This window comes from Kitasatospora sp. NPDC096204 (genome assembly GCF_044763205.1).
Classification (GTDB): Bacteria; Actinomycetota; Actinomycetes; order Streptomycetales; family Streptomycetaceae; genus Kitasatospora.
In genome coordinates, this window is record NZ_JBIWFT010000034.1 from 1 (window position 1) to 18,608 (window position 18,608).

Annotated in this window: 17 protein-coding genes; 9 read left to right on the forward strand and 8 right to left on the reverse strand. The window is 74.9% G+C overall.

Annotation, left to right across the window (positions count from 1 at the left end):
* Window positions 1-187 precede the first annotated feature (187 nt).
* Window positions 188-577 (forward strand): DUF3224 domain-containing protein, encoded by a 390-nt coding sequence (locus ACIQ87_RS30060; RefSeq protein WP_402412626.1) that lies wholly within the window; start codon window positions 188-190, stop codon window positions 575-577.
* A gap of 37 nt (window positions 578-614) precedes the next feature.
* Here the strand turns inward: ACIQ87_RS30060 and ACIQ87_RS30065 are convergent, their stop codons facing one another.
* Entirely contained in the window at window positions 615-1,454 is an 840-nt protein-coding gene (locus tag ACIQ87_RS30065) for a poly-gamma-glutamate hydrolase family protein (protein ID WP_402412879.1), read from the reverse strand.
* Window positions 1,455-1,643: 189 nt separating this feature from the next.
* Here ACIQ87_RS30065 and ACIQ87_RS30070 point away from each other — a divergent pair, with 189 nt between their 5' ends.
* Complete coding sequence (locus tag ACIQ87_RS30070) at window positions 1,644-2,585, forward strand: DUF5995 family protein (protein ID WP_402412629.1); 942 nt, start codon at window positions 1,644-1,646, stop codon at window positions 2,583-2,585.
* Here ACIQ87_RS30070 and ACIQ87_RS30075 read toward each other — a convergent pair.
* Window positions 2,546-3,985, reverse strand: a complete 1,440-nt coding sequence (locus tag ACIQ87_RS30075; protein WP_402412632.1) for a GuaB1 family IMP dehydrogenase-related protein — start codon at window positions 3,983-3,985, stop codon at window positions 2,546-2,548. The two genes, ACIQ87_RS30070 and ACIQ87_RS30075, sit on opposite strands and share 40 nt — an antisense overlap.
* Before the next feature lie 332 nt (window positions 3,986-4,317).
* Here ACIQ87_RS30075 and ACIQ87_RS30080 point away from each other — a divergent pair, with 332 nt between their 5' ends.
* Both ACIQ87_RS30080 and ACIQ87_RS30085 read left to right on the forward strand, forming a co-directional pair.
* Window positions 4,318-5,805 carry an SDR family NAD(P)-dependent oxidoreductase gene (locus ACIQ87_RS30080; RefSeq protein ID WP_402412882.1) on the forward strand — a complete coding sequence of 496 codons (1,488 nt, stop codon included), beginning with the start codon at window positions 4,318-4,320 and terminating at the stop codon, window positions 5,803-5,805.
* Window positions 5,806-5,826: 21 nt separating this feature from the next.
* Window positions 5,827-6,315, forward strand: a complete 489-nt coding sequence (locus tag ACIQ87_RS30085; RefSeq protein ID WP_402412635.1) for an NUDIX hydrolase — start codon at window positions 5,827-5,829, stop codon at window positions 6,313-6,315.
* A 90-nt stretch (window positions 6,316-6,405) separates the two neighbouring features.
* On the opposite strand, the gene ACIQ87_RS30090 is transcribed toward ACIQ87_RS30085, so the two are convergent.
* The 3 genes from ACIQ87_RS30090 to ACIQ87_RS30100 are packed head-to-tail and all read right to left on the reverse strand — an operon-like array spanning window position 6,406 to window position 9,844.
* Window positions 6,406-8,640: an FtsX-like permease family protein gene (locus ACIQ87_RS30090; RefSeq protein ID WP_402412638.1), complete on the reverse strand. Its 2,235-nt coding sequence runs from the start codon at window positions 8,638-8,640 to the stop codon at window positions 6,406-6,408.
* Window positions 8,637-9,323, reverse strand: coding sequence for an ABC transporter ATP-binding protein (locus ACIQ87_RS30095; protein ID WP_402412641.1), 687 nt, complete (start codon window positions 9,321-9,323; stop codon window positions 8,637-8,639). Before ACIQ87_RS30095 ends, ACIQ87_RS30090 begins: the two co-directional genes overlap by 4 nt.
* Window positions 9,320-9,844 (reverse strand): PadR family transcriptional regulator, encoded by a 525-nt coding sequence (locus ACIQ87_RS30100; RefSeq protein ID WP_402412643.1) that lies wholly within the window; start codon window positions 9,842-9,844, stop codon window positions 9,320-9,322. Before ACIQ87_RS30100 ends, ACIQ87_RS30095 begins: the two co-directional genes overlap by 4 nt.
* 401 nt (window positions 9,845-10,245) lie before the next feature.
* Between ACIQ87_RS30100 and ACIQ87_RS30105 the strand changes: the two genes are divergently transcribed.
* A complete protein-coding gene (locus ACIQ87_RS30105; protein WP_402412646.1) occupies window positions 10,246-10,908 on the forward strand; it encodes a DUF3592 domain-containing protein in 663 nt (220 codons plus the stop codon).
* 19 nt (window positions 10,909-10,927) lie between these two features.
* On the opposite strand, the gene ACIQ87_RS30110 is transcribed toward ACIQ87_RS30105, so the two are convergent.
* The 3 genes from ACIQ87_RS30110 to ACIQ87_RS30120 form a co-directional block, all read right to left on the reverse strand.
* Window positions 10,928-11,365, reverse strand: coding sequence for a hypothetical protein (locus ACIQ87_RS30110; protein ID WP_402412649.1), 438 nt, complete (start codon window positions 11,363-11,365; stop codon window positions 10,928-10,930).
* A gap of 66 nt (window positions 11,366-11,431) precedes the next feature.
* Window positions 11,432-12,109, reverse strand: a complete 678-nt coding sequence (locus ACIQ87_RS30115) for a YoaK family protein (protein WP_402412652.1) — start codon at window positions 12,107-12,109, stop codon at window positions 11,432-11,434.
* A 78-nt stretch (window positions 12,110-12,187) separates the two neighbouring features.
* Window positions 12,188-12,922, reverse strand: coding sequence for an MgtC/SapB family protein (locus tag ACIQ87_RS30120; protein ID WP_402412655.1), 735 nt, complete (start codon window positions 12,920-12,922; stop codon window positions 12,188-12,190).
* Window positions 12,923-13,319: 397 nt separating this feature from the next.
* On the opposite strand from ACIQ87_RS30120, the gene ACIQ87_RS30125 reads away from it, so the two are divergent.
* The 4 genes from ACIQ87_RS30125 (at window position 13,320) to ACIQ87_RS30140 (ending at window position 18,468) form a co-directional block, all read left to right on the forward strand.
* Window positions 13,320-14,156, forward strand: a complete 837-nt coding sequence (locus tag ACIQ87_RS30125) for an ABC transporter ATP-binding protein (RefSeq protein WP_402412658.1) — start codon at window positions 13,320-13,322, stop codon at window positions 14,154-14,156.
* Window positions 14,153-16,894 (forward strand): FtsX-like permease family protein, encoded by a 2,742-nt coding sequence (locus ACIQ87_RS30130; protein ID WP_402412661.1) that lies wholly within the window; start codon window positions 14,153-14,155, stop codon window positions 16,892-16,894. The genes ACIQ87_RS30125 and ACIQ87_RS30130 overlap by 4 nt, the downstream gene beginning before the upstream one ends.
* Window positions 16,895-17,164: 270 nt before the next feature.
* Window positions 17,165-17,536: a BlaI/MecI/CopY family transcriptional regulator gene (locus ACIQ87_RS30135; protein WP_402412663.1), complete on the forward strand. Its 372-nt coding sequence runs from the start codon at window positions 17,165-17,167 to the stop codon at window positions 17,534-17,536.
* The gene (locus ACIQ87_RS30140; protein WP_402412667.1) at window positions 17,533-18,468 is read left to right on the forward strand and encodes a M56 family metallopeptidase; all 936 of its coding nucleotides are present in this window, start codon (window positions 17,533-17,535) and stop codon (window positions 18,466-18,468) included. Before ACIQ87_RS30135 ends, ACIQ87_RS30140 begins: the two co-directional genes overlap by 4 nt.
* Window positions 18,469-18,608: the final 140 nt, after the last annotated feature.

Here is an 18,608-nt window from a genome sequence, read left to right on the forward strand (position 1 = left end):
CGGACAGAACAACCGGAGGACAGCCCAGCAGGGCGTCAGTCAGTGGCAGAGCCACGACCACCGGGGACCGGTTAGCAGTATCAGTGTCAGTGGCGCGTGCAAGGCTTCGTGCACGGTCGGGTGGTGCCCGGCCGCCACGGTCGGCGCGCCCGTCGGCCGGGGAGACGACCGACGAGGGGAGCGTGCCATGGGTGCCACGGCGAGCGGGTCGTTCGAGCTGACCGCGTTCGAGCCGGTGGAGACGGAGGAGCGGGAGGGCGCGTCCTTCGGGCGGGTCGGCATCGCCAAGACCTTCACCGGCGGGCTGAGCGGGGCGAGCGAGGTGCGGATGCTCTCGGTCGCGGGCCCCACCGGCAGCCCGGCCTCGTACGTCGCGGTGGAGCACGTGACGGGTGAACTGGGCGGACGCAAGGGCTCGTTCGTGCTCCAGCACGCGGCCTGGGACACGACCGGCACGACGATACGCGTGGTGCCGGGCACGGGCACGGGCGAGCTGACCGGGATCACCGGGGAGTTCCTGCTCACCGTCGACGAGTCCGGCACCCACACCTACGTCCTGGAGTACGAGCTGGGCTGACGCCGGCTGCGGCGCGCGCAGCCGGCTGCCCGAGCCGTCAGAGGACGGGCTGGCCCGCCTCCAGCCGCTGGACCGCTGTCCGGACGGCGTTCGTGAAGCTCCAGAACAGCGGCAGCGTGTTGGCCGCCCGCTCGGCGCGGGTGTTCTTGCCCGGCGCGAACATCGCGGCCCGCAGGTCGGTGGTCATCTCCAGCTGGGCGCCCATCCCGAGCAGGCTGCGGTTGCAGATGTTGTCCGGGGAGATGCCCGCGATCTCCTCCTCGCCGGAGGCGGTCACGGCCCGGATGCCCGCCGCCGCGAACTCCTCCATCAGGTACTGCCGGAGGGTGGAGTTCAGGCCGCCGACGAGCACGGCCTGGGCGCCGGCCTCCAGGCCGGCCTGGGCGGCGGTGCAGCCGTGCAGCGACACCACGTTGCGGCTGCCGGCGCACATCGCGCGGGCCACCGCGTCGTCGCAGTGGGTCGAGGTGACGTGCAGTTCGCTGTTGTTGGAGGAGCGCAGGCCCTCGAACATCCAGAAGTCGTGCACCGGCCCGGCGGCCGGGGTCGGGGTGAGGTCGGCCGGGTGGTAGCCGGCGATGGCCAGGCACAGTTCGGAGGTGCCGACCTCGATGCCGCCGCCGTGCGGGGCGATGACGGTGGTCCGGACGAACGGCGCACGGCTCTGCAGGCTCTGGTCGTCGATCAGGTGCCTGCGGTAGCGGCGGCCGTAGTCCACGCCCTCGACCACGGTCGAGCTGGCGTAGAGGGCCGTGTTGGAGGGGTAGAGGTCGGTGGCGGCGCTCGCGGGGGTGCTTCCCACGGCGGCGCCGAGGGTGCTGAGGGCCGGGGCCGCGGCGAGCGCGGCGATCAGGGTTCGACGATTGATCACGGTCAGGGATCATGACAGGAGGTGGGCGATAGGCAAAGACCCCGTAACGCCGTCACCAAGTCGACGCCATGTCACGGCGGGATCGGCCCGACGGTGCGACACCGGCTCGACGGACGCGGGCCGCGTCCACTGGAGCGCCGGCCCACGCTGTCACGATGATGCGATCAGTGCACGATCGACATCGGAGGGTGGCACATGCCCGGCACGGCGGTGGATCGTACGACGGCGGTGAACGCGGAGGCGGAGACGGTCGAGCAGGTGATCGGCCGGCTGCGGGAGATCGGGGCGGGGCTGCCCCCGGCCGACGGAGTGGCGGTCTTCGACCGGCTCTACCTCACCGTGACGGAGGCGGTCCTCGAACGGCTGGGCGCCGGGTACTTCGCCGACCCGTCGGCGGTGGCCGAGCTGGACGTGGCGTTCGCCGGGCGGTACCTGCGGGCCGTGGCCGCCGACGCGGCCGGGCAGGAGCCGCCCGCCTGCTGGCGGCCGCTGTTCGCGCTGCGCGCCCACCCGGGCGTGCACCCGCTGCAGTTCGCGCTGGCCGGGATGACCGCCCACATCCAGCACGACCTGCCGCTGGCCGTCGTGGACACCTGCCGCCGTCGGGGCTGCGGGCCGGCCGACGTCGAGGAGGACTACCGCCGGATCAACCGGGTGCTGGCCGAGGCGGAGACGGCCGTCCGGGAGCAGCTGATGCCCGGGCCCGACCTGCTGGAGCTCGCCGAGCCGCTCACCCACCTGCTCGGCGCCTGGTCGGTCGGGGCCGCCCGCGAGAGCGCCTGGGGCGCCGTCGAGGCCCTGTGGGGCCTGCGGCACCTGCCGGGCGCCGCCCGGGCCTTCGCCGCCGCGCTGAACGGTTCGGTCGGGCTGCTCGGCCGAGCCCTGCTGCTCCCGCTCGGGGCCCTGTTCCCGCCCGAGCCGGACACCGGGGACACCAGGGACAACGGGGACACCAGGGGCAACGGGGGCAACGGGCCGGAGGACGGCCCGCACGACGGCCCGGACACCGGGTGCCCCTCCCCCGCACCGACCGCAGTCGCAGTCGCAGCCGCAGCCGTCCGGCTCCCCGAGGCGAGGAACCGGACGGCCCACGGCGATCAGGCCCAGCTGGAGTGCAGCGGCTTGCCCTCGGCGTAGCCCGCCGCGCTCTGGATGCCCACGATGGCCTTCTCGTGGAACTCCTCCAGGCTGCCGGCGCCCGCATAGGTGCAGGAGCTGCGGACGCCCGCGATGATCGAGTCGATCAGGTCCTCGACGCCCGGCCGGGTCGGGTCGAGGAACATCCGGGAGTGCGAGATGCCCTCCTCGAACAGCGCCTTGCGGGCCCGGTCGTACGAGGAGTCCTGGGCGGTGCGGTTGCTCACCGCGCGGGCCGAGGCCATGCCGAAGCTCTCCTTGTACTGGCGGCCGTCGGCGGCGGTCTGGAGGTCGCCCGGGGACTCGTAGGTCCCGGCGAACCAGGAGCCGATCATCACGTTGGAGGCGCCGGCGGCCAGCGCCATCGCGACGTCGCGCGGGTGGCGCACGCCGCCGTCGGCCCAGACGTGCTTGCCGAGCCGTCGGGCCTCGGCGGCGCACTCCAGGACGGCGGAGAACTGCGGCCGGCCGACGCCGGTCATCATCCGGGTGGTGCACATGGCGCCGGGGCCGACGCCGACCTTGAGGATGTCGGCACCCGCCTCGACCAGGTCGCGGACGCCGGCGGCGGAGACCACGTTGCCGGCCACGATCGGGATCTGCGGGTCCAGACCGCGCACCGCGCGCAGCGCGCTGATCATGGACTCCTGGTGGCCGTGCGCGGTGTCGACGACCAGCACGTCGGCACCCGCGTCGATCAGCGCCTTGGCCTTGCCCGCGACATCGCCGTTGATGCCGACGGTGGCGGCGATCCGCAGCTTGCCGGCCGCGTCCACGGCCGGGGTGTACAGGGTGGCGCGCAGCGCGCCCTTGCGGGTGAGGATGCCGACCAGCCGGCCCTCGCCGTCCACGACGGGGGCGAGCTTGCGGTGCGCCTCGGTGAGCTTGTCGAAGGCGGTCCGCGGGTCGATGCCCTCGTCCAGCACCAGCAGCTCGCGGGACATGATGTCGGCCAGGCTGGTGAAGCGGTCCACGCCCTGGCAGTCGGAGTCGGTGACCACGCCGACCGGCCTGCCGTCCTCGACCACCACGAGGGCGCCGTGCGCGCGCTTGGGCAGCAGCGACAGCGCCTCGGCCACGGTGGCGCCGGGGGCGAGCGTGAGGGGGGTGTCGAAGACGAGGTGGCGCTGCTTGACCCAGGAGACGACCTCGGCGATGACCTCGGTGGGGATGTCCTGCGGGATGGCGACCAGGCCGCCGCGGCGGGCCACGGTCTCGGCCATCCTGCGGCCGGCGATGGCGGTCATGTTGGCCACGACGAGCGGGATGGTGGTGCCGGTGCCGTCGTTGGAGGAGAGGTCGACGCCCTGCCGGGAGCCCACGGCGGAACGGCTGGGGACCATGAAGACGTCGTCGTACGTGAGGTCGTACGAGGGCTTGAGGTCGTTCAGGAAGCGCATGAAGAAGGGCTCTCTGGCTGGGGGGATACACCTCGGGTGCGGTTGCGGCGATGCCGCCGGAGCGCACTCGGGCGCCCGGCACCCAGCGTTCGATTCTCCGCGAGGGTGGGGGCAAAAGCCAGTTCGAGCGGCATTGCTGGGGCTGTCCACAAACCGTGATCAATGCTCCGCGCGTAGACATGGAGGATCATCCAAAGACCCCCTCCGACGTCCGGTTTTCGCCCCGGTCCGGAGCGCTCCCGTAGCATTCACGCGGTAACGGGCATGGCTTCACGCGTGTGGGCGTGGCGAACGGGAAAGCGACAGCAAGCGTGGGCATCGGGCAGACGGACATCGAGCAGGACCAGGTCGAGGGCACCGAGGAGGAGGTCGACTTCGGTCCCGGCCTCGACCCCGAGCGGCTGAAGCTCTGCCTGGAGGTGCTCGCGGAACTCGACGAGCTGCACGTGGACCACCCGGACGCGATCACCGTCCGCCAGGCCGTCGGCGGCATATTCCGCACCCTCAAGCAGCGCCGCCGCCAGGAGACCCGGGCCCGCAAGTCCGCCAACGACCGCGAGGTCACCGCCCGCACCGCCACCGGCGCGCCGACCCGGATCGACGACGAGACGGCCGGCGCCTTCGGCCTGACCACCGTCACCACCACCGAGATCGCCGGCATCCTGGAGCGCCCGCGCTCCTGCTACACCTGCAAGCAGCGGTACGTCGAGGTCGACGCCTTCTACCACAACCTCTGCCAGGACTGCGCGGTCAAGAACCGCTCCCGCCGGGACGCCCGCGCCGACCTCACCGGCAAGCGCGCGCTGCTCACCGGCGGCCGCGCCAAGATCGGGATGTACATCGCGCTGATGCTGCTGCGCGACGGCGCCCACACCACCATCACCACCCGCTTCCCCAACGACGCGATCCGCCGCTTCAAGGCGATGCCGGACAGCGCCGAGTGGATCCACCGCCTCAAGATCGTCGGCATCGACCTGCGCGACCCGGCCCAGGTGATGGCGCTGGCCGACGAGGTCGCCGCCGACGGCCCGCTGGACATCCTGATCAACAACGCCGCGCAGACCGTGCGCCGCCCGCCGGAGTCCTACCGCGAGCTGGTCAACGCCGAGTCCGCGCCGCTGCCGGCCGGCGAGCTGCCGCAGGCCACCACGATCGGCCGCTTCGGCAGCGGCAGCGTCGACCTGCCCGCCCTCCCCCACCAGGCGAGCGGCGACCCGCAGCGGATGGCCGCCGAGGACGTCACCTCGCTCGCCCTGGTCACCGGCTCCGCCACGCCCGCCCGGATCGCGGCCGGCACCGCGATCGACGCCGGCGGCCTGGTGCCCGACCTCGCCGACACCAACAGCTGGGTGCAGACCGTCTCGGAGGTCGGCCCGATGGAGCTGCTGGAGGTCCAGCTCTGCAACTCCACCGCGCCGTTCATCCTGATCAGCAGGCTGCGTCCGGCGATGGCCGCCTCCCGCTCCCGCCGCAAGTACGTCGTCAACGTCTCCGCCATGGAGGGCGTGTTCTCCCGCGGCTACAAGGGCGCCGGCCACCCGCACACCAACATGGCCAAGGCCGCGCTCAACATGCTCACCCGCACCAGCGCGCAGGAGATGTTCCAGAACGACGGCATCCTGATGACCGCCGTCGACACCGGCTGGATCACCGACGAGCGCCCGCACCCGGACAAGATGCGCCTCGCCGACGAGGGCTTCCACGCCCCGCTCGACCTGGTCGACGGCGCGGCCCGGGTGTACGACCCGATCGTGCGCGGCGAGGCGGGCGAGGACCTGTACGGCTGCTTCCTCAAGGACTACGAGCGCGCCAACTGGTAACCGACTGAAGGAGACGGCGAGTTGAGCACAGCACCGACCGTACCCACCGCACCGTCCCCGCTGACCGCGCCGCTGCTCGGCGCCGGGATCGTCGTGCCCACCGGGGACGGCCGGGTGCTGCTCGGCCGCCGGATCACCGCCGGCGAACCGCCCACCTGGAGCCTGCCCGGCGGCAAGGTCGACCTCGGCGAGTCCTTCGAGCAGACCGCGGCCCGCGAACTCGCCGAGGAGACCGGCATCGTGCTGCCCGCCGCGGCGATGCGGGTGCTCGCCGTCCACCTCGACCACGAGCTCGGCCGGCCCCGGCTGACCGCCGCCGTGCTGGCGCCGCCCAGCCTGGCCGAGGCGGTGGTCACCGAGCCGCACGCCTGCGCCGGCTGGGAGCGCTTCCCGGTGGACACGCTGCCGGAGCCGATGTTCTACCCGTCCGCGCTGGTCCTCGGCAGCTGGCTGCCCGGGCTGGACGTGGCGCGGGCGGACGGGACGCACGGCTACCCCGTCGCCCGCTGACGGCGGGCGACGGGCGACGGGCGACGGGTCGGCGCAGGGTAACGGGCAGCGGGCAGCGGGCAGAGGGCAGCGGGCCGGCCGGAGCCGGGATCAGCCGTTGCGGGCCGCCTCCGGCCCGGTGATCCGCTTCAGCAGCGGCAGCGTCGAGGCGATGATCCCGAGCGAGGCGACCAGCCCGAAACCGGTCAACCCGTAGTACACCGCGCCCGGGGACACCAGGTCGTACTGCATCTGCGACTTGAGGAACATCGCCGCCGCCGCGAAGCCGGTGCCGATCGCGATCGCCGACACCACCAGCAGCGGCAGTGCGCTCTCCAGCCCGATCACCCGCCGGAGCAGCCGCAGCGGTGCCCCGGTGAGCCGCAGCATCGCGAACGGGCGGCGGCGGTCCGAGAGTCCGGCCACCACGCTCACCGCGAGGCTGCACCCGGCGATCGGCACGGTGGTCAGCAGCACCACGTGCGCCAGCTGGCGCCAGGCCTGAAGCCGCTTCTGGGCCTCGGTGCCCCAGTCCTCGGCCATCCTGGCCTCGTACCTCGGGTAGGCCTCGGCGAACAGGGTCCGCAGCCGCTCCTTGGCCGAGGAGGAGCCGTCGGTGGTCGCGTAGAGCAGCTTCACCGGAAGGGCGGCGGCCTCCGTGGCCGGGAGCGGCGCGGCCGGCCACTCCTGGTTCGCGCCCTCCTGGAGGTCGAGGAACTGCCGGACGGGGACGGTCGCCACCGCCGCTCCAGGCGCGCAGTGCCCCAGCACCGGCGCCTGTGCCAGATCCGAGCAGAGCACCAACGCGGGTGCGGGGAAACGGGGTCGGGCCGGGTCGGCACCGATCCGCGCCGGGTTGTCGTGCGCCGGCACCAGCCCGCGGAAGCCCGGGACGGCCCGGGCGGAGGCCACCAGTGAGTCCGGTACGGCGCCGAGCGTCTCCGCGGAGTCCAGCCGGTGCGGGAGGTCGACGACCGACTTGCGGACCTCCGGGTCGCCACTCAGCTGGGCTCCCCGGTTGGCGTCGATGGTCCCGATGATGCCGATGGTCGCACTGGTCACGAACAGGGCCACCACCAGGCCCGCCACCGCGCGGAAGCCCGCCCTCGGGTCGTCGGCCAGTCGGCGGACCGCGATCAGCGCGGCCGGCCGGCTGGTGCGCCGGGCCACCGCCCGGGCCGCCGCCATGGTCAGCCAGGGCCCGGCGATCACCAGGCCGAGCATCACCAGTACGAACCCGGTGAGGTAGGCAGCGGCCTGCCCGTCGGAGGTCGGCGGCCGGTTGTCGACGAAGTAGCCGAGCTCGGCGAGGCCGAGCAGCAGCGGGACCAGCCGCCAGGCCCGCGGCGGCTTCGGGGTGACCCTCCGGCTGACCCCGAGCGGGGAGATGGTGACCCGGCGCAGCGCGAACCGCGCGGCCAGCGCCGCCGCCACCGGCACGCCCAGCGCGACCACGAGCGCCTGGTCCAGGTGCAGGCCCAGGTCCGCGAGGTAGAACCGTTCCCCGGTGAGCCGCATGTCGGCGACCAGCGGGCGCAGCGCGAGGTGGACGCCGAAGCCCGCGACCGTACCGATCACCGAGGCGACCGTGGACTCGACCGCCGAGATCACCGACACCTGCCGGGGCGTCGCCCCCACCAGCCGCATCGCGGCGAAGCGCTGCTCCCGGGTGGCGGCGGAGAGCCGGGTCGCGGTGCCGATGAAGACCAGCACCGGGAAGATCAGCGCACCGATCACCACGCTGAGGACGAGGGTCACGGCGTCGCCGTGGACGCCGAAGCCGAAGCAGTCGGCCTCGCACTCGGTCGGCATCGCGGTCGCGATCGCGGTGACCGGCCTGGCCTCCGGGATGCCCTTGAGCTCGTCCACGGTACGGCCGGCCACCATGGCCAGGGTGTCCGGGGAGGTCAGCGCCTCGGGCCCGATGGTGCCGACCTGTCGGCCCTCGAAGCGGTCGCCCAGTTCGACGGCCGGGGCCCTGCGCAGCAGCTCCGCCAGGGCGGGCGAGGCGTAGTACTCGCCGGGGGCCGGCAGCCCGGTCAGGCCCGGCGGCAGCGGCGAGGTGGGGCCGGTCGGGGCGACGTCGAACTCGACGATCCGCTTGCCCTGGTAGTAGTGGTCGTGGCCGTACCACCAGAGCGGGTCCGTCCGGGCCGTCCCGGTCCAGCCCTTGGAGCCGGTGTTCATCCAGAGCAGCCGCCCGTTGGAGTGGTCGACCGCGTTGAGGCTGGCGAGGCTCGACAGCAGCAGCCCGACCCCGATCGCGACCGCCGCCGCGATCATCAGCAGCCGGGCCACCGCCTCCCGGCCGCCGCTGACGGCCAGTCGGAGCGAGAAGGGGATCACGAGGCCACCGTTCCGGCGGAGAGGGTGCGGGCCCGGCCGTCGCGGACGACCGCCTCGCGGTCGGCGTAGGCGGCGACCCTGGCCTCGTGGGTGACCACGATGACGGTGGTGCCCTGCTCCCTGGCCGAACCGACCATCAGCTCCATCACCTGTTCGCCGGTCAGCGAGTCCAGCGAGCCGGTCGGCTCGTCGGCGAACAGCACCTGCGGACGGGCCACCAGGCCGCGGGCCAGGGCGACCCGCTGGGCCTGACCGCCCGACAGCTCGCCGGAGCGGCGCCTCTCCAGGCCGTCCAGGCCGAGCCTGGCGAACCACGGACGGGCCTCGGCCAGCGCGGCGGCACGGCGTACGCCGTTCAGCAGCAGCGGCAGGGCGACGTTCTCCTCGGCCGTCAACTCCGGCACCAGCTGGCCGAACTGGAAGACGAAGCCGAACTGGTCCCGGCGCAGAGCGCTGCGCCGGGCCTCCGGCATGGTGTCCAGGCGCCGGCCCTTGAACAGCACCTCTCCCTCGTCGGGCACCAGGATGCCGGCCAGGCAGTGGAGTAACGTCGACTTGCCCGAGCCGCTGGGGCCCATGACGGCGAGCACCTCGCCGGCCTCCACGGACAGGTCGGCCCCGCGCAGGGCGGGGGTCTCGCCGAAGGAGAGGGCGACGCCGCGGGCCTCCAGGATCGTGGTCATGCCTTCACCTCCGCGGCGAGCGCGTCCAGCCGGGCGGCGGTGAGGTCGATCCAGCGCAGGTCGGCCTCCAGGTGGAACAGGCCGTGGTCGGCGAGCAGGGCGTCCACCAGCGCGCCGGTGCGGCGCAGTTCGGTGAGTTCGCGCATCCGGCGCAGGTGGGCGGCGCGCTGGGTGTCCAGATAGTGCTCGGCGTCGCGGCCCAGCATCAGGGCCAGCACCACCTTGGTGAACAGCACGGACTGGAGGTTGGGCTCGGGTGCGACGGGCTCCTGGAGCCAGGTCTCGAACTCGGTAGCCCCGGTCTCGGTGATGACGTAGCGCTTGCGCTCGGGCCCGTCGCCGGGCTCCGCCTCGCCGGCCATCACCTTGCCGTCGCGGGCGAGTCGGCCGAGGGTCGCGTAGACCTGGCCGTACGGAAGGGGCTTGCCGCGGCCGAAGAGGGCGTCGTAGTCGCGCTTGAGGTCGTAGCCGTGGCTCGGCTCACGCTCCAGCAGCCCCAGGAGGGTCAAGGGAACACTCATGGGGGGAACATACACCCGGCGTATACTCCGAGTGTATAGCTGGGCAGAAAGCGGCCGCCTGGGATTCCGTCAGCTCCACCACAGGGAACGGGCGCAGAGCGGACAGCGGCCCGAGACGGAACAGGCAGGGGGTGACCCCACGACCACCCCCTGCCCCATACCTCGACCCGGCGCCCCCACGGCCGAACCGGGCCACGGCCGCGCCCAAGCACCGGGAGGACGCCGCCGATCTCCAGCCTGCCCGGTCCGCGCCACCGGTGCCGAGGGCCGAACGTCCCGGTGGCGGGGCCGAGCGGCCCTGGCGGTCCTACGGGCGCGCACGAGTCTTGTGCACGAGGGCTCGCCGGGTGGACATTGGGCGTAACCGCCTCGTGACCCCGCGCCCCTGAGGAGCCCTCACCGTGTCCAGCACCCCCCGTCCGGCCCGGCCCGCGTCGCTCCCCCGACGCATCGGCCGACAGCTGCGGCGGGCCGTCGGCACCCGGCACGAGCCGCTCGCCCGCCCCCTCGACCGCTCCCGGGCCCGCGCCTGGCTCTCCGTCATCCTCGGCGCGGTGCTCGCGCTCGCCCTGTCCGCGGGCGGCTCCCTGCTCCTCTACCGCGGCACCGAGCACCGGGCCGGCGCGGACCGCGGACGGCTGCAGCAGGTCGACGCCGTCGTCCGCGGCCTGCCCGACCGCGCCGCCGCCACCGCAGCCGGCAGCCGCTTCTCCGGCGGCTACAGCAGCCGGGTGGACGTCGACGCGACGTGGACCGCCCCCGACGGCACCCAGCACCTCGGCACCGTTCAGGTCCCGCGCTCCGCCACCCCCGGCAGCCACGTCGCCGTCTGGGTCGACCCGGCCGGCGCCTCCTCCGCTCCCCCGGCCGACCGCCTGGCCCTCGCCGTCTCCGCCGCCTGCACCGGCGCCGGCGCCCTCCTCGCCCTGCTGGCCCTGCTCGCCCTCATCCTCCGCCTGCGCCTCCACGCCCTCGACCGCCGCGGCGAGGCCGCCTGGACCGCCGCCTGGGCGCGCCTCGAACCCCGCTGGAGCGGCCGCGCCGGCCACCGCCAGGAGGACTGACGGGGCCCGGCCCTGACCCTCAGTCGCCGGTGACGCCCCAGAAGTAGAGGCCGTCAGGAGCGCCGTCCGGTCCGTAGGTGATCGTGCAGCAGCCCGAACCCCGGAAGGAGGGCGGGAAGTCGATGTCGCCCCCGCCCTTCTCCTCGGCGGCGCGGACGGTGTCCAGTGACGGCCGGTCGGTGCCGAACAGTTCCACGACCTCGGCCCCCTCCACCACCCGGACGTCGCCGTAGTCCTCCTCGTCGACGGCGCAGTGCACCACGGTGACCACGTCGAGCACGGAGTGCGCGCCGCCCTCCTCATCGAGGAAGCCGGAGTCCATGAGCTCCGCGAGCGACTCGACCCCCTCCTCCCGGTAGTACTCGTCCTCCTCGAAGACCTTCTCCCTCAGCGCGTCCAGGGCGGCCTGGAGATCCTCCTGGTAGGGAACCGCGTACGACCAGGCGCCGGCGCCCATACAACTCACCTGTCCTTTCAAGACGATCCGCAGGCCGCGGGGACGATAGCGCACCGGCGAGGCGGCTCAGCGGGGGTGCGTCCAGGTGGGGGCGGGGGTGGCTCGGGCGGCGTGGTGGGTGAGGGCGGCGACGGCGAGGAGGAGGGCCAGGGCCAGGGCCAGGGCGAGGGGGACGCCGGCGCGCAGGACGAGGAGGGCGCCGAGGAGGGCCCCGGCGAACATCCAGACGGCGGAGGCGAGACGGCGGGGGCCGGTGCGGTCGGCGGCGAGGGCCGTGATGGTCATGGTGAGCACGGTGGTGGTGAGGTCGGGCACCTTCAGGGCGCGGACCACCGCGTTCTGGCCGCCCATGGCGAAGCCGAGCAGCCCGATCAGGGTGTAGCGGGCCGGGTCGGAGGTGTGGCCGGCCACGGCCGCCAGCACGGTGGCCGCCGCGACCAGCGCCGACTGGGCGGCGACGGCGACGGTCAACAGGTGCCCGCGGTGGCCGGGCAGCCGGCGGGCGAGGTGGCCGCCGGCCAGGGCGCCGAGCAGGAAGGCGACGAGGGCGGCCAGCGAGGCGGTGGCGGAGAGGTTGGCCGCACCGGCCAGGGCGAAGCCGAGGAACACCACGTTGCCGGTCATGTTGGCGACGAAGACGTGGCCGAGTTCGAGGTAACTGACCGCGTCCACCACTCCGGTGACCACGGTCAGCGCCAGCAGCATCGGCACCAGCGGCCCGTGTTCGGGGTCGGGGGTCGGCATCGGGCCTCCGGAAGGGATCGGACGGGGGTTCGGACGACGGGCGCGCACGACGGCCGCGGCCGGTGACGGCCCTCGCGCTCAGGCGAGCGCCGGGTTGCCGGGTTCCTCCGGCTCGTCGTCCAGGTGCCAGTGCAGATCGCGCACGCCGGGCTCCAACGACAGCCGGGTGACGACCTGTTCGAGCGCCGGGGTCACCCGGCCGGTGATCGCGACGGTGGCCCGCAGGCTGGTGGCGCCCCCGCTGTCGGTGCGGCGGGCGCGCAGGCCGGTCGGGGCGAGGCCGGAGGCGGCGAGGGCCTGGAGCAGCAGGGCCCGGCTGTGGGTCTCGGACTTGCGGTCGCACTCCAGGTGGACGGTGGCGCGGCTGGTGGAGTCCGGGTCGCTGCCGGACTGCGGGGCCCGGTCGAGGAGCCGGCCGGCCGGGCGCAGCACCAGGTGGACGCCGAGCACGGCGAGCGTGCCGAGGACGGCGAACTCCAGGTTGCCGGAGGCGGCCAGCACCCCGACGGCGGCCGAACACCACAGCGTGGCCGCGGTGTTGAGACCGCGCACGCCGGCGCCGTCGCGCAGGATGACGCCACCGCCGAGGAAGCCGATGCCGGAGACGACGTACGAGGCGACCCGGGTGGGGCTGCCGGTGTCGCCGACGGCCTCGCTGTACAGCACGAACAGGGTGGCGCCGGCGGCGACCAGCGCGTTGGTGCGCAGGCCGGCCATCCTGGCCCGCCACTGGCGTTCGACGCCGATCAGTGCGCCGCAGGCGACGCCGGTGGCGAGTCGGACCAGGAACTCGACGGTGGTCAGGGTGTGCACGACGGCACCTCCTTCGCGGGAGGAGGGTACGAACAGGTGGCGGTCGGTCTGACGACCTCGATGATGGCCATCGCCGCCGCGACTGACGGGTAGGCGCGCGCGACGGCCGCACGGGCCCCGAGGCCTGCCGCGCTCCGGATCTGACCGCACGTCGGGTGCCGGGCCTTCCGGCACGGTGGGAGGCCAGCCCCCGGGGCCGTGAACCTTCCCGAGCATAGACCGCCCCCGAACGATCCGGCCCGGGTTTCCGCCCACATCCTCGACAGCTTTGTAGAAGTTTGACCGAATCCGACCGCCCAGCCCCGCGAACACCCGTGAGCACCTGAGGACACCCGCGGGCACCCGGGAACCATCCCGCCTTGCGTCACGCCCTCCGGCATATATAGTTCACCGACATATGCAGTTGAGCAGCTCACGAGGGGGAAGTGTGTCCCACACCGATCCGACCCGGCCCGCACCCGTCCTGCGCCTGACCGACGTCACCCGGGTGCACGGGCGGGGCGCCGCCGAGGTGCACGCCCTGCGCGGCGTCGACCTGGCCGTCCACCCCGGCGAGTTCGTCGCCGTCATGGGCCCGTCCGGCTCCGGGAAGTCCACCCTGCTGACCCTGGCCGGCGGGCTGGACCAGCCCAGCGACGGCGAGGTGCTGGTGGAAGGGGTCGCGCTCGGCGGTCTCGGCCGCGGAAAGCTCGCCGACCTGCGGCGGCGCTCGATCGGGTACGTCTTCCAGGACTACAACCTGATCCCGGCCCTCACCGCCGCCGAGAACATCGCCCTGCCGCGCGAACTCGACGGCGTCCCGGGGCGCCGGGCCCGCCGGGAGGCGCTGGCCGCACTGGAGGAGCTGGGCATCGGCGAGCTCGCCGACCGCTTCCCCGACGACATGTCCGGCGGCCAGCAGCAGCGCGTCGCCATCGCCCGCGCCCTGATCGGCGACCGCCGCCTCGTCCTCGCCGACGAACCCACCGGCGCCCTCGACTCCACCACCGGCGAAGCCGTCCTCGCCGTCCTGCGCGCCCGCTGCGACGCCGGCGCCGCCGCCATGATGGTCACCCACGAGGCGGCCCACGCCAGTTGGGCGGACCGGGTGGTCCACCTGCGGGACGGTGCGATCGCCTCGGAGACCCCCGGCCGCCGCACCTCCGCCCGCCTCGCGGCCGTGCAGCCGAACGCCGCGCCGCACAGGTCCGGCGCGGCGTTCCCGTCGGGCCCGGCCGGCGAGGTGGCGCGGTGAGGCTCGGAGCCTGGCGGGTCGCCCTGCGCATCGCCCGCCGTGACGCACTGCGCGCCAAGGGCCGCAGCGCGCTGATCGCCGCCATGATCGCGCTGCCCGTCCTCGGCGTCACCGGCGCCGACGTGGTCCACCGTAGCGGCCAACTGACCCCGGCCGAACGGGTCGAGCGGGTGGTCGGCGGCGCGGACGCCCTGGTCACCTCGCTCGATCCGGGCCGGCCGGTCGAACAGGCCCCGATCGCCGAGGACGGCGCCTTCTCCGTCCAGCCCCGCCCCGGGGACCAGCCCACCGCCGAACAGCAGAAGGGCGCGAGCACCGATCCGGCCATCCTGGTCGCCTCGCTGCTGCCGCCCGGCAGCTCGCTCACCCCGGCCCGGCCCGGGCCGGAGGCCGGCGCGACCTCGCCCGAGGGCCTGGTCCGCACCCTCACCACCGAGGCCGACCTCGCCGACCCGGTCTGGCGCGGCCGGCTCGACCTGGTCGAGGGCCGCGCCCCGGCCGCCCCGCACGAAGTCGCCGTCACCCGGGCCTTCCTGGACCGCTCCGGACTCGCGCCCGGCGCCACCACGACCCTCCAGGGCCTGGAGCAGACCACCTACACCATCACCGGCATGGTGGAGCGCCCGGGCGAGCTGGGCAGGGTCGAACTCGTCGCCCGGCCGGGCGAGTTGATCGACCCGCTGAGCACCGCCCTGGCGGCCGGCGGGCCGGCGGCGGCGAAGCCCGCGGCCGTCCGGTCCGCCTGGCTGGTCCGGCTGCCGTCCGGGGCCGCCCTCGACTGGGCCGCGGTCCAGCGGTTCAACGCCCACGGCTACACCCTGACCGCACGTTCGGTGGCGCTCGCCCCGCCGCCCGAGCAGGCCGTCCCCTACTACCGCGACGCGTACCGCTACAGCGACCCGACGGCCGCCAACAACACCAGGATGGTCGTCGCGACCGTCAGCGGCATGGCACTGCTGGAGGTCGCCCTGCTCGCCGGGCCCGCCTTCGCGGTCGGCGCCCGCCGCTCGCGCCGCCAGCTCGCCCTGCTCGGCGCGGCCGGCGGCAGCCGTGCCCACGTCGGCGCGGTGGTGCTCGGCGGCGGCGTGGTCCTCGGCGCGACCGGGGCGGTGGTCGGCGTGGTGCTCGGCACCGCGGCGGTCGCGGTGCTGCGGCCGTGGATCGAGCAGTTCGGCGGGGCGCGCTTCGGCCACTTCGCCGTGCCGCCACTGGACCTGCTCGCGATCGCCGGGATCGGCCTGCTCACCGCGCTGCTCGCGGCCGCGCTGCCCGCGCTGCAGGCCGCCCGGCGCAGCGTCACCGCCGGGCTCACCGGCCGGGACACCGTCCGCGGGCCCAGCCGCTGGGTTACCGTCGCCGGCGTGGCGCTGCTCGCCCTCGGCGCCGTGCTCGCGATGTACGGGGCGGGCGCGGTGCGGCGCGACCAGCCGGGCGTGGGCGGCTACGACACCCGAACGCTGACCGTGCTCGGCGGCTCGGTGGTCGCCGAACTCGGCCTGCTGCTGTGCACCCCGATGCTGGTCGCCCTGATCGGCCGGGCCGCCGGCCGGCTGCCGCTCGGGCCCCGGCTCGCCCTGCGCGACTCCGCCCGGCACCGCTCGCGCACCGCCCCGGCGGTGGCCGCGGTGATGGCCGCGGTGGCCGGCGCCGTCGCCATCGGCGTCTACACCACCAGCACCGACGCCGAGAACCGGCGCGACTACCGGCCGCAGGCCCCGTACGGCGCCGTCCAGTTGATCAGCCACATCGACGGGCCCCGGCTCGCCGACGAACGCACCGAGCTGGAGGGGCAGCTGAGCGGGCTCGGTCCGCGCGGCGACCTCGGCCAGGTGGAGTACCGCTGGTGCGAGAACTGCTCCAGCACCGTCCAGCTCAAGGGCCCGGTCGAGCGGCGCGGCCTCGGTGCGCCGCCGCGGGTGGCCGCCGGTGACGTGACCGTGCTGCACAACCTGTTCGCGGTCCACGACCAGGGCGCGGAGCAAGCGCTGGCCGCCGGGAAGCTGCTGGTCTTCGACCGGACCCTGGTGGGCGCCGACGGCAAGGCCGTGCTGCTGCTGCGCGGCGGGGGCGGCGCGCCGCTGGAGCCGGGCCAGGTGCCCAAGCCGGAGCTCCAGGAGGTCCCGGTCGACGCGGTGCTGGTGGACGACCCGGCCGCCGCCGACTTCGCCCAGGGCCTGGTGCTTCCCTCCGCGCTGCCCGGACTCGGGCTCGCCGCCCGGCCGACCGGCTCGGTCTGGCTGCCCGCCACCCCGCCCGACCGCAAGGCGCAGCAGCGCGCCGAGGCGGCCGCCATCCGGCTGGACCGCCTCGCCCAGCTCACCGTGGAGCGCGGCTACCAGCCGAAGGGCGACGCGCTCACCCTGGCGCTCACCGGCTTCGCCGGGCTGGTCGTGCTCGGCGCGGCCGGCATCGCCACCGGCCTGGCGGCCGCCGACTCCCGGCAGGACCAGGCCACCCTGGCCGCCGTCGGCGCACCGCCGCGGATCCGGCGGACCATGGCGGGCCTCCAGTGCACGCTGATCGCCCTGCTGGGCGCGCTGCTCGGGGCGGTCAACGGGTTCGTACCGGCGGTGGGGCTGCTGAAGTCCCGGGCCGGCGGGTTCGGGGCCGAGCCGGCGCTGATCACCGCACCGTGGGGCGAGCTGCTGCTGATCGTGCTGGTGCTGCCGCTGGTCGCGGGGCTGCTCGCGGCGCTGCTCACCCGCTCCCGCGTCCCGCTCGGGCGGCGGCTGTCCTGAGCGCGGCGCGCGCCCCGGCCACCGGCAGCGCGTGCCCCGGGCACCGGCGGCACCTGCCCCCGAGCAGTGGCGACACCTGCCCCGGGCACCGGTGGCCGGCGTCCGACACGGCTTGGACACCGGCCGACCACCACCCGGGCACCAGCCGGAACCCGCCGGGCGTCCGCCCCCCTTCACCCGGGGGCGGGCGCCCGGCGCTCGCCGTACCATGGGCCGCGCTCCGGCGGGCGAACGACGCCGGCGGTCGGCTCGGCGAGGGAGAAGAGGGCGGTGCTACGGGGGTTCGGCGATCTGGAGGCCGAGATCATGGACCGCTTCTGGTCCTGGGGCCGGCCCGCCACGGTGCGCGAGGTGGTGGACGACCTCCAGCGGGAGCGGGCGGTCGCGTACACCACCGTCACCACGGTCGCGGACATCCTGCACACCAAGGGCTGGCTGCGCCGCGACAAGGTCGGCCGCGCCTGGGTGTACGAGCCGACCTGCACCCGCGAGGAGTACACCGCCCAGCTGATGCACCAGGCGCTGGAGACCACCCCCGACCGGGCGGGCGCGCTGCTCCACTTCGTCGACCGGATCAGCGGGGACGAGGCATCGGCCCTGCTCAGGGCCCTGGAGCAGGTGAAGTCCCGGGGCGCCGAGTGACCCTCGCGCTGCTCTGCCTCCACCTGGTGGTGACCGGCGTCCTGCTGCCCCGCCGACTGGCCGGCTCCACCCGGCTCCAGGCGCGCCCGCTGGCGGGCGCGGCGCTGTGGCTCGCGTTGATGGCCTCGTTCACGGTGGGCCTGCTGCTCACCGCCCACCACGCGGTCGAACCCTTCGCCCACCGCCCCGCCGGGCTGCTCGGCCTGCTCGACCTGTCCGGTCTGCTCGGCCGCTCCGGTCTCCTCCCGGGCGCCGGACCGGCGGGCCCGGTGCCGCCGCACACCCACGACTGGTGGCTGCTCACCGCCGGCGGGGCGCTGCTCGGCGCCCTGGTGACGGCCGTCGGCCTGCGCGCCGGGCGGGCCAGGCGGCGGCACCGGGCGGTGCTGGACGTGGTCGCCGTACGGGACCGGCGCTGGGACGCGCTGGTGCTGGAGCACGCGCATCCGACCGTCTACTGCCTGCCCGGGCGCCGGTCCCGGGTGGTGCTGTCGCGCGGGGCGCTGCGGCTGCTGGACGAGCGGCAGCTCGCCGCGGCCGTCGCGCACGAGCACGGCCACATCCGCGGCCGCCACCACCTGTTCCGGCTGCCGGCCGACACCTTCGCGCTGCTGCTCGGGCCGCTGCCGCTGGCCCGGCTGGGGCGCTCCGAGGTGGGGCTGCTGCTGGAGATGGCGGCCGACGACTCGGCGCTGGAGCAGGTGTCGCGGGGTGAACTGGCCTCCGCGCTCTGCGCGTTGGCGACCGGCGGCGCTACCGGCCGGAGAACCCCGGCGGACGGCGCCGGGCTGGGGGCGACGTCCACCGGGGTGCTCGCCCGGGTGCGGCGGCTGGCTCGCCCGGCGAGCGGACGGCTCCGGCCGGCCTGGCGCTTCGGGGTGTCGGTGCTGCCGCTGCTCCCCTACCTGCTGGTCTGCGCGCCGCACCCGTGAGGCGCCCGGCGGGACACCACGCCCGGACACCTGCCGGGACGCCCACCGGGACGCCCGCGGGCCCGTCGGCGTGGGGGTGCCGACGGGCCCGCCGTGGGGGTGGGGTGGGGGTCTGTGAGATTTGCCGGAGCCTTGACCCG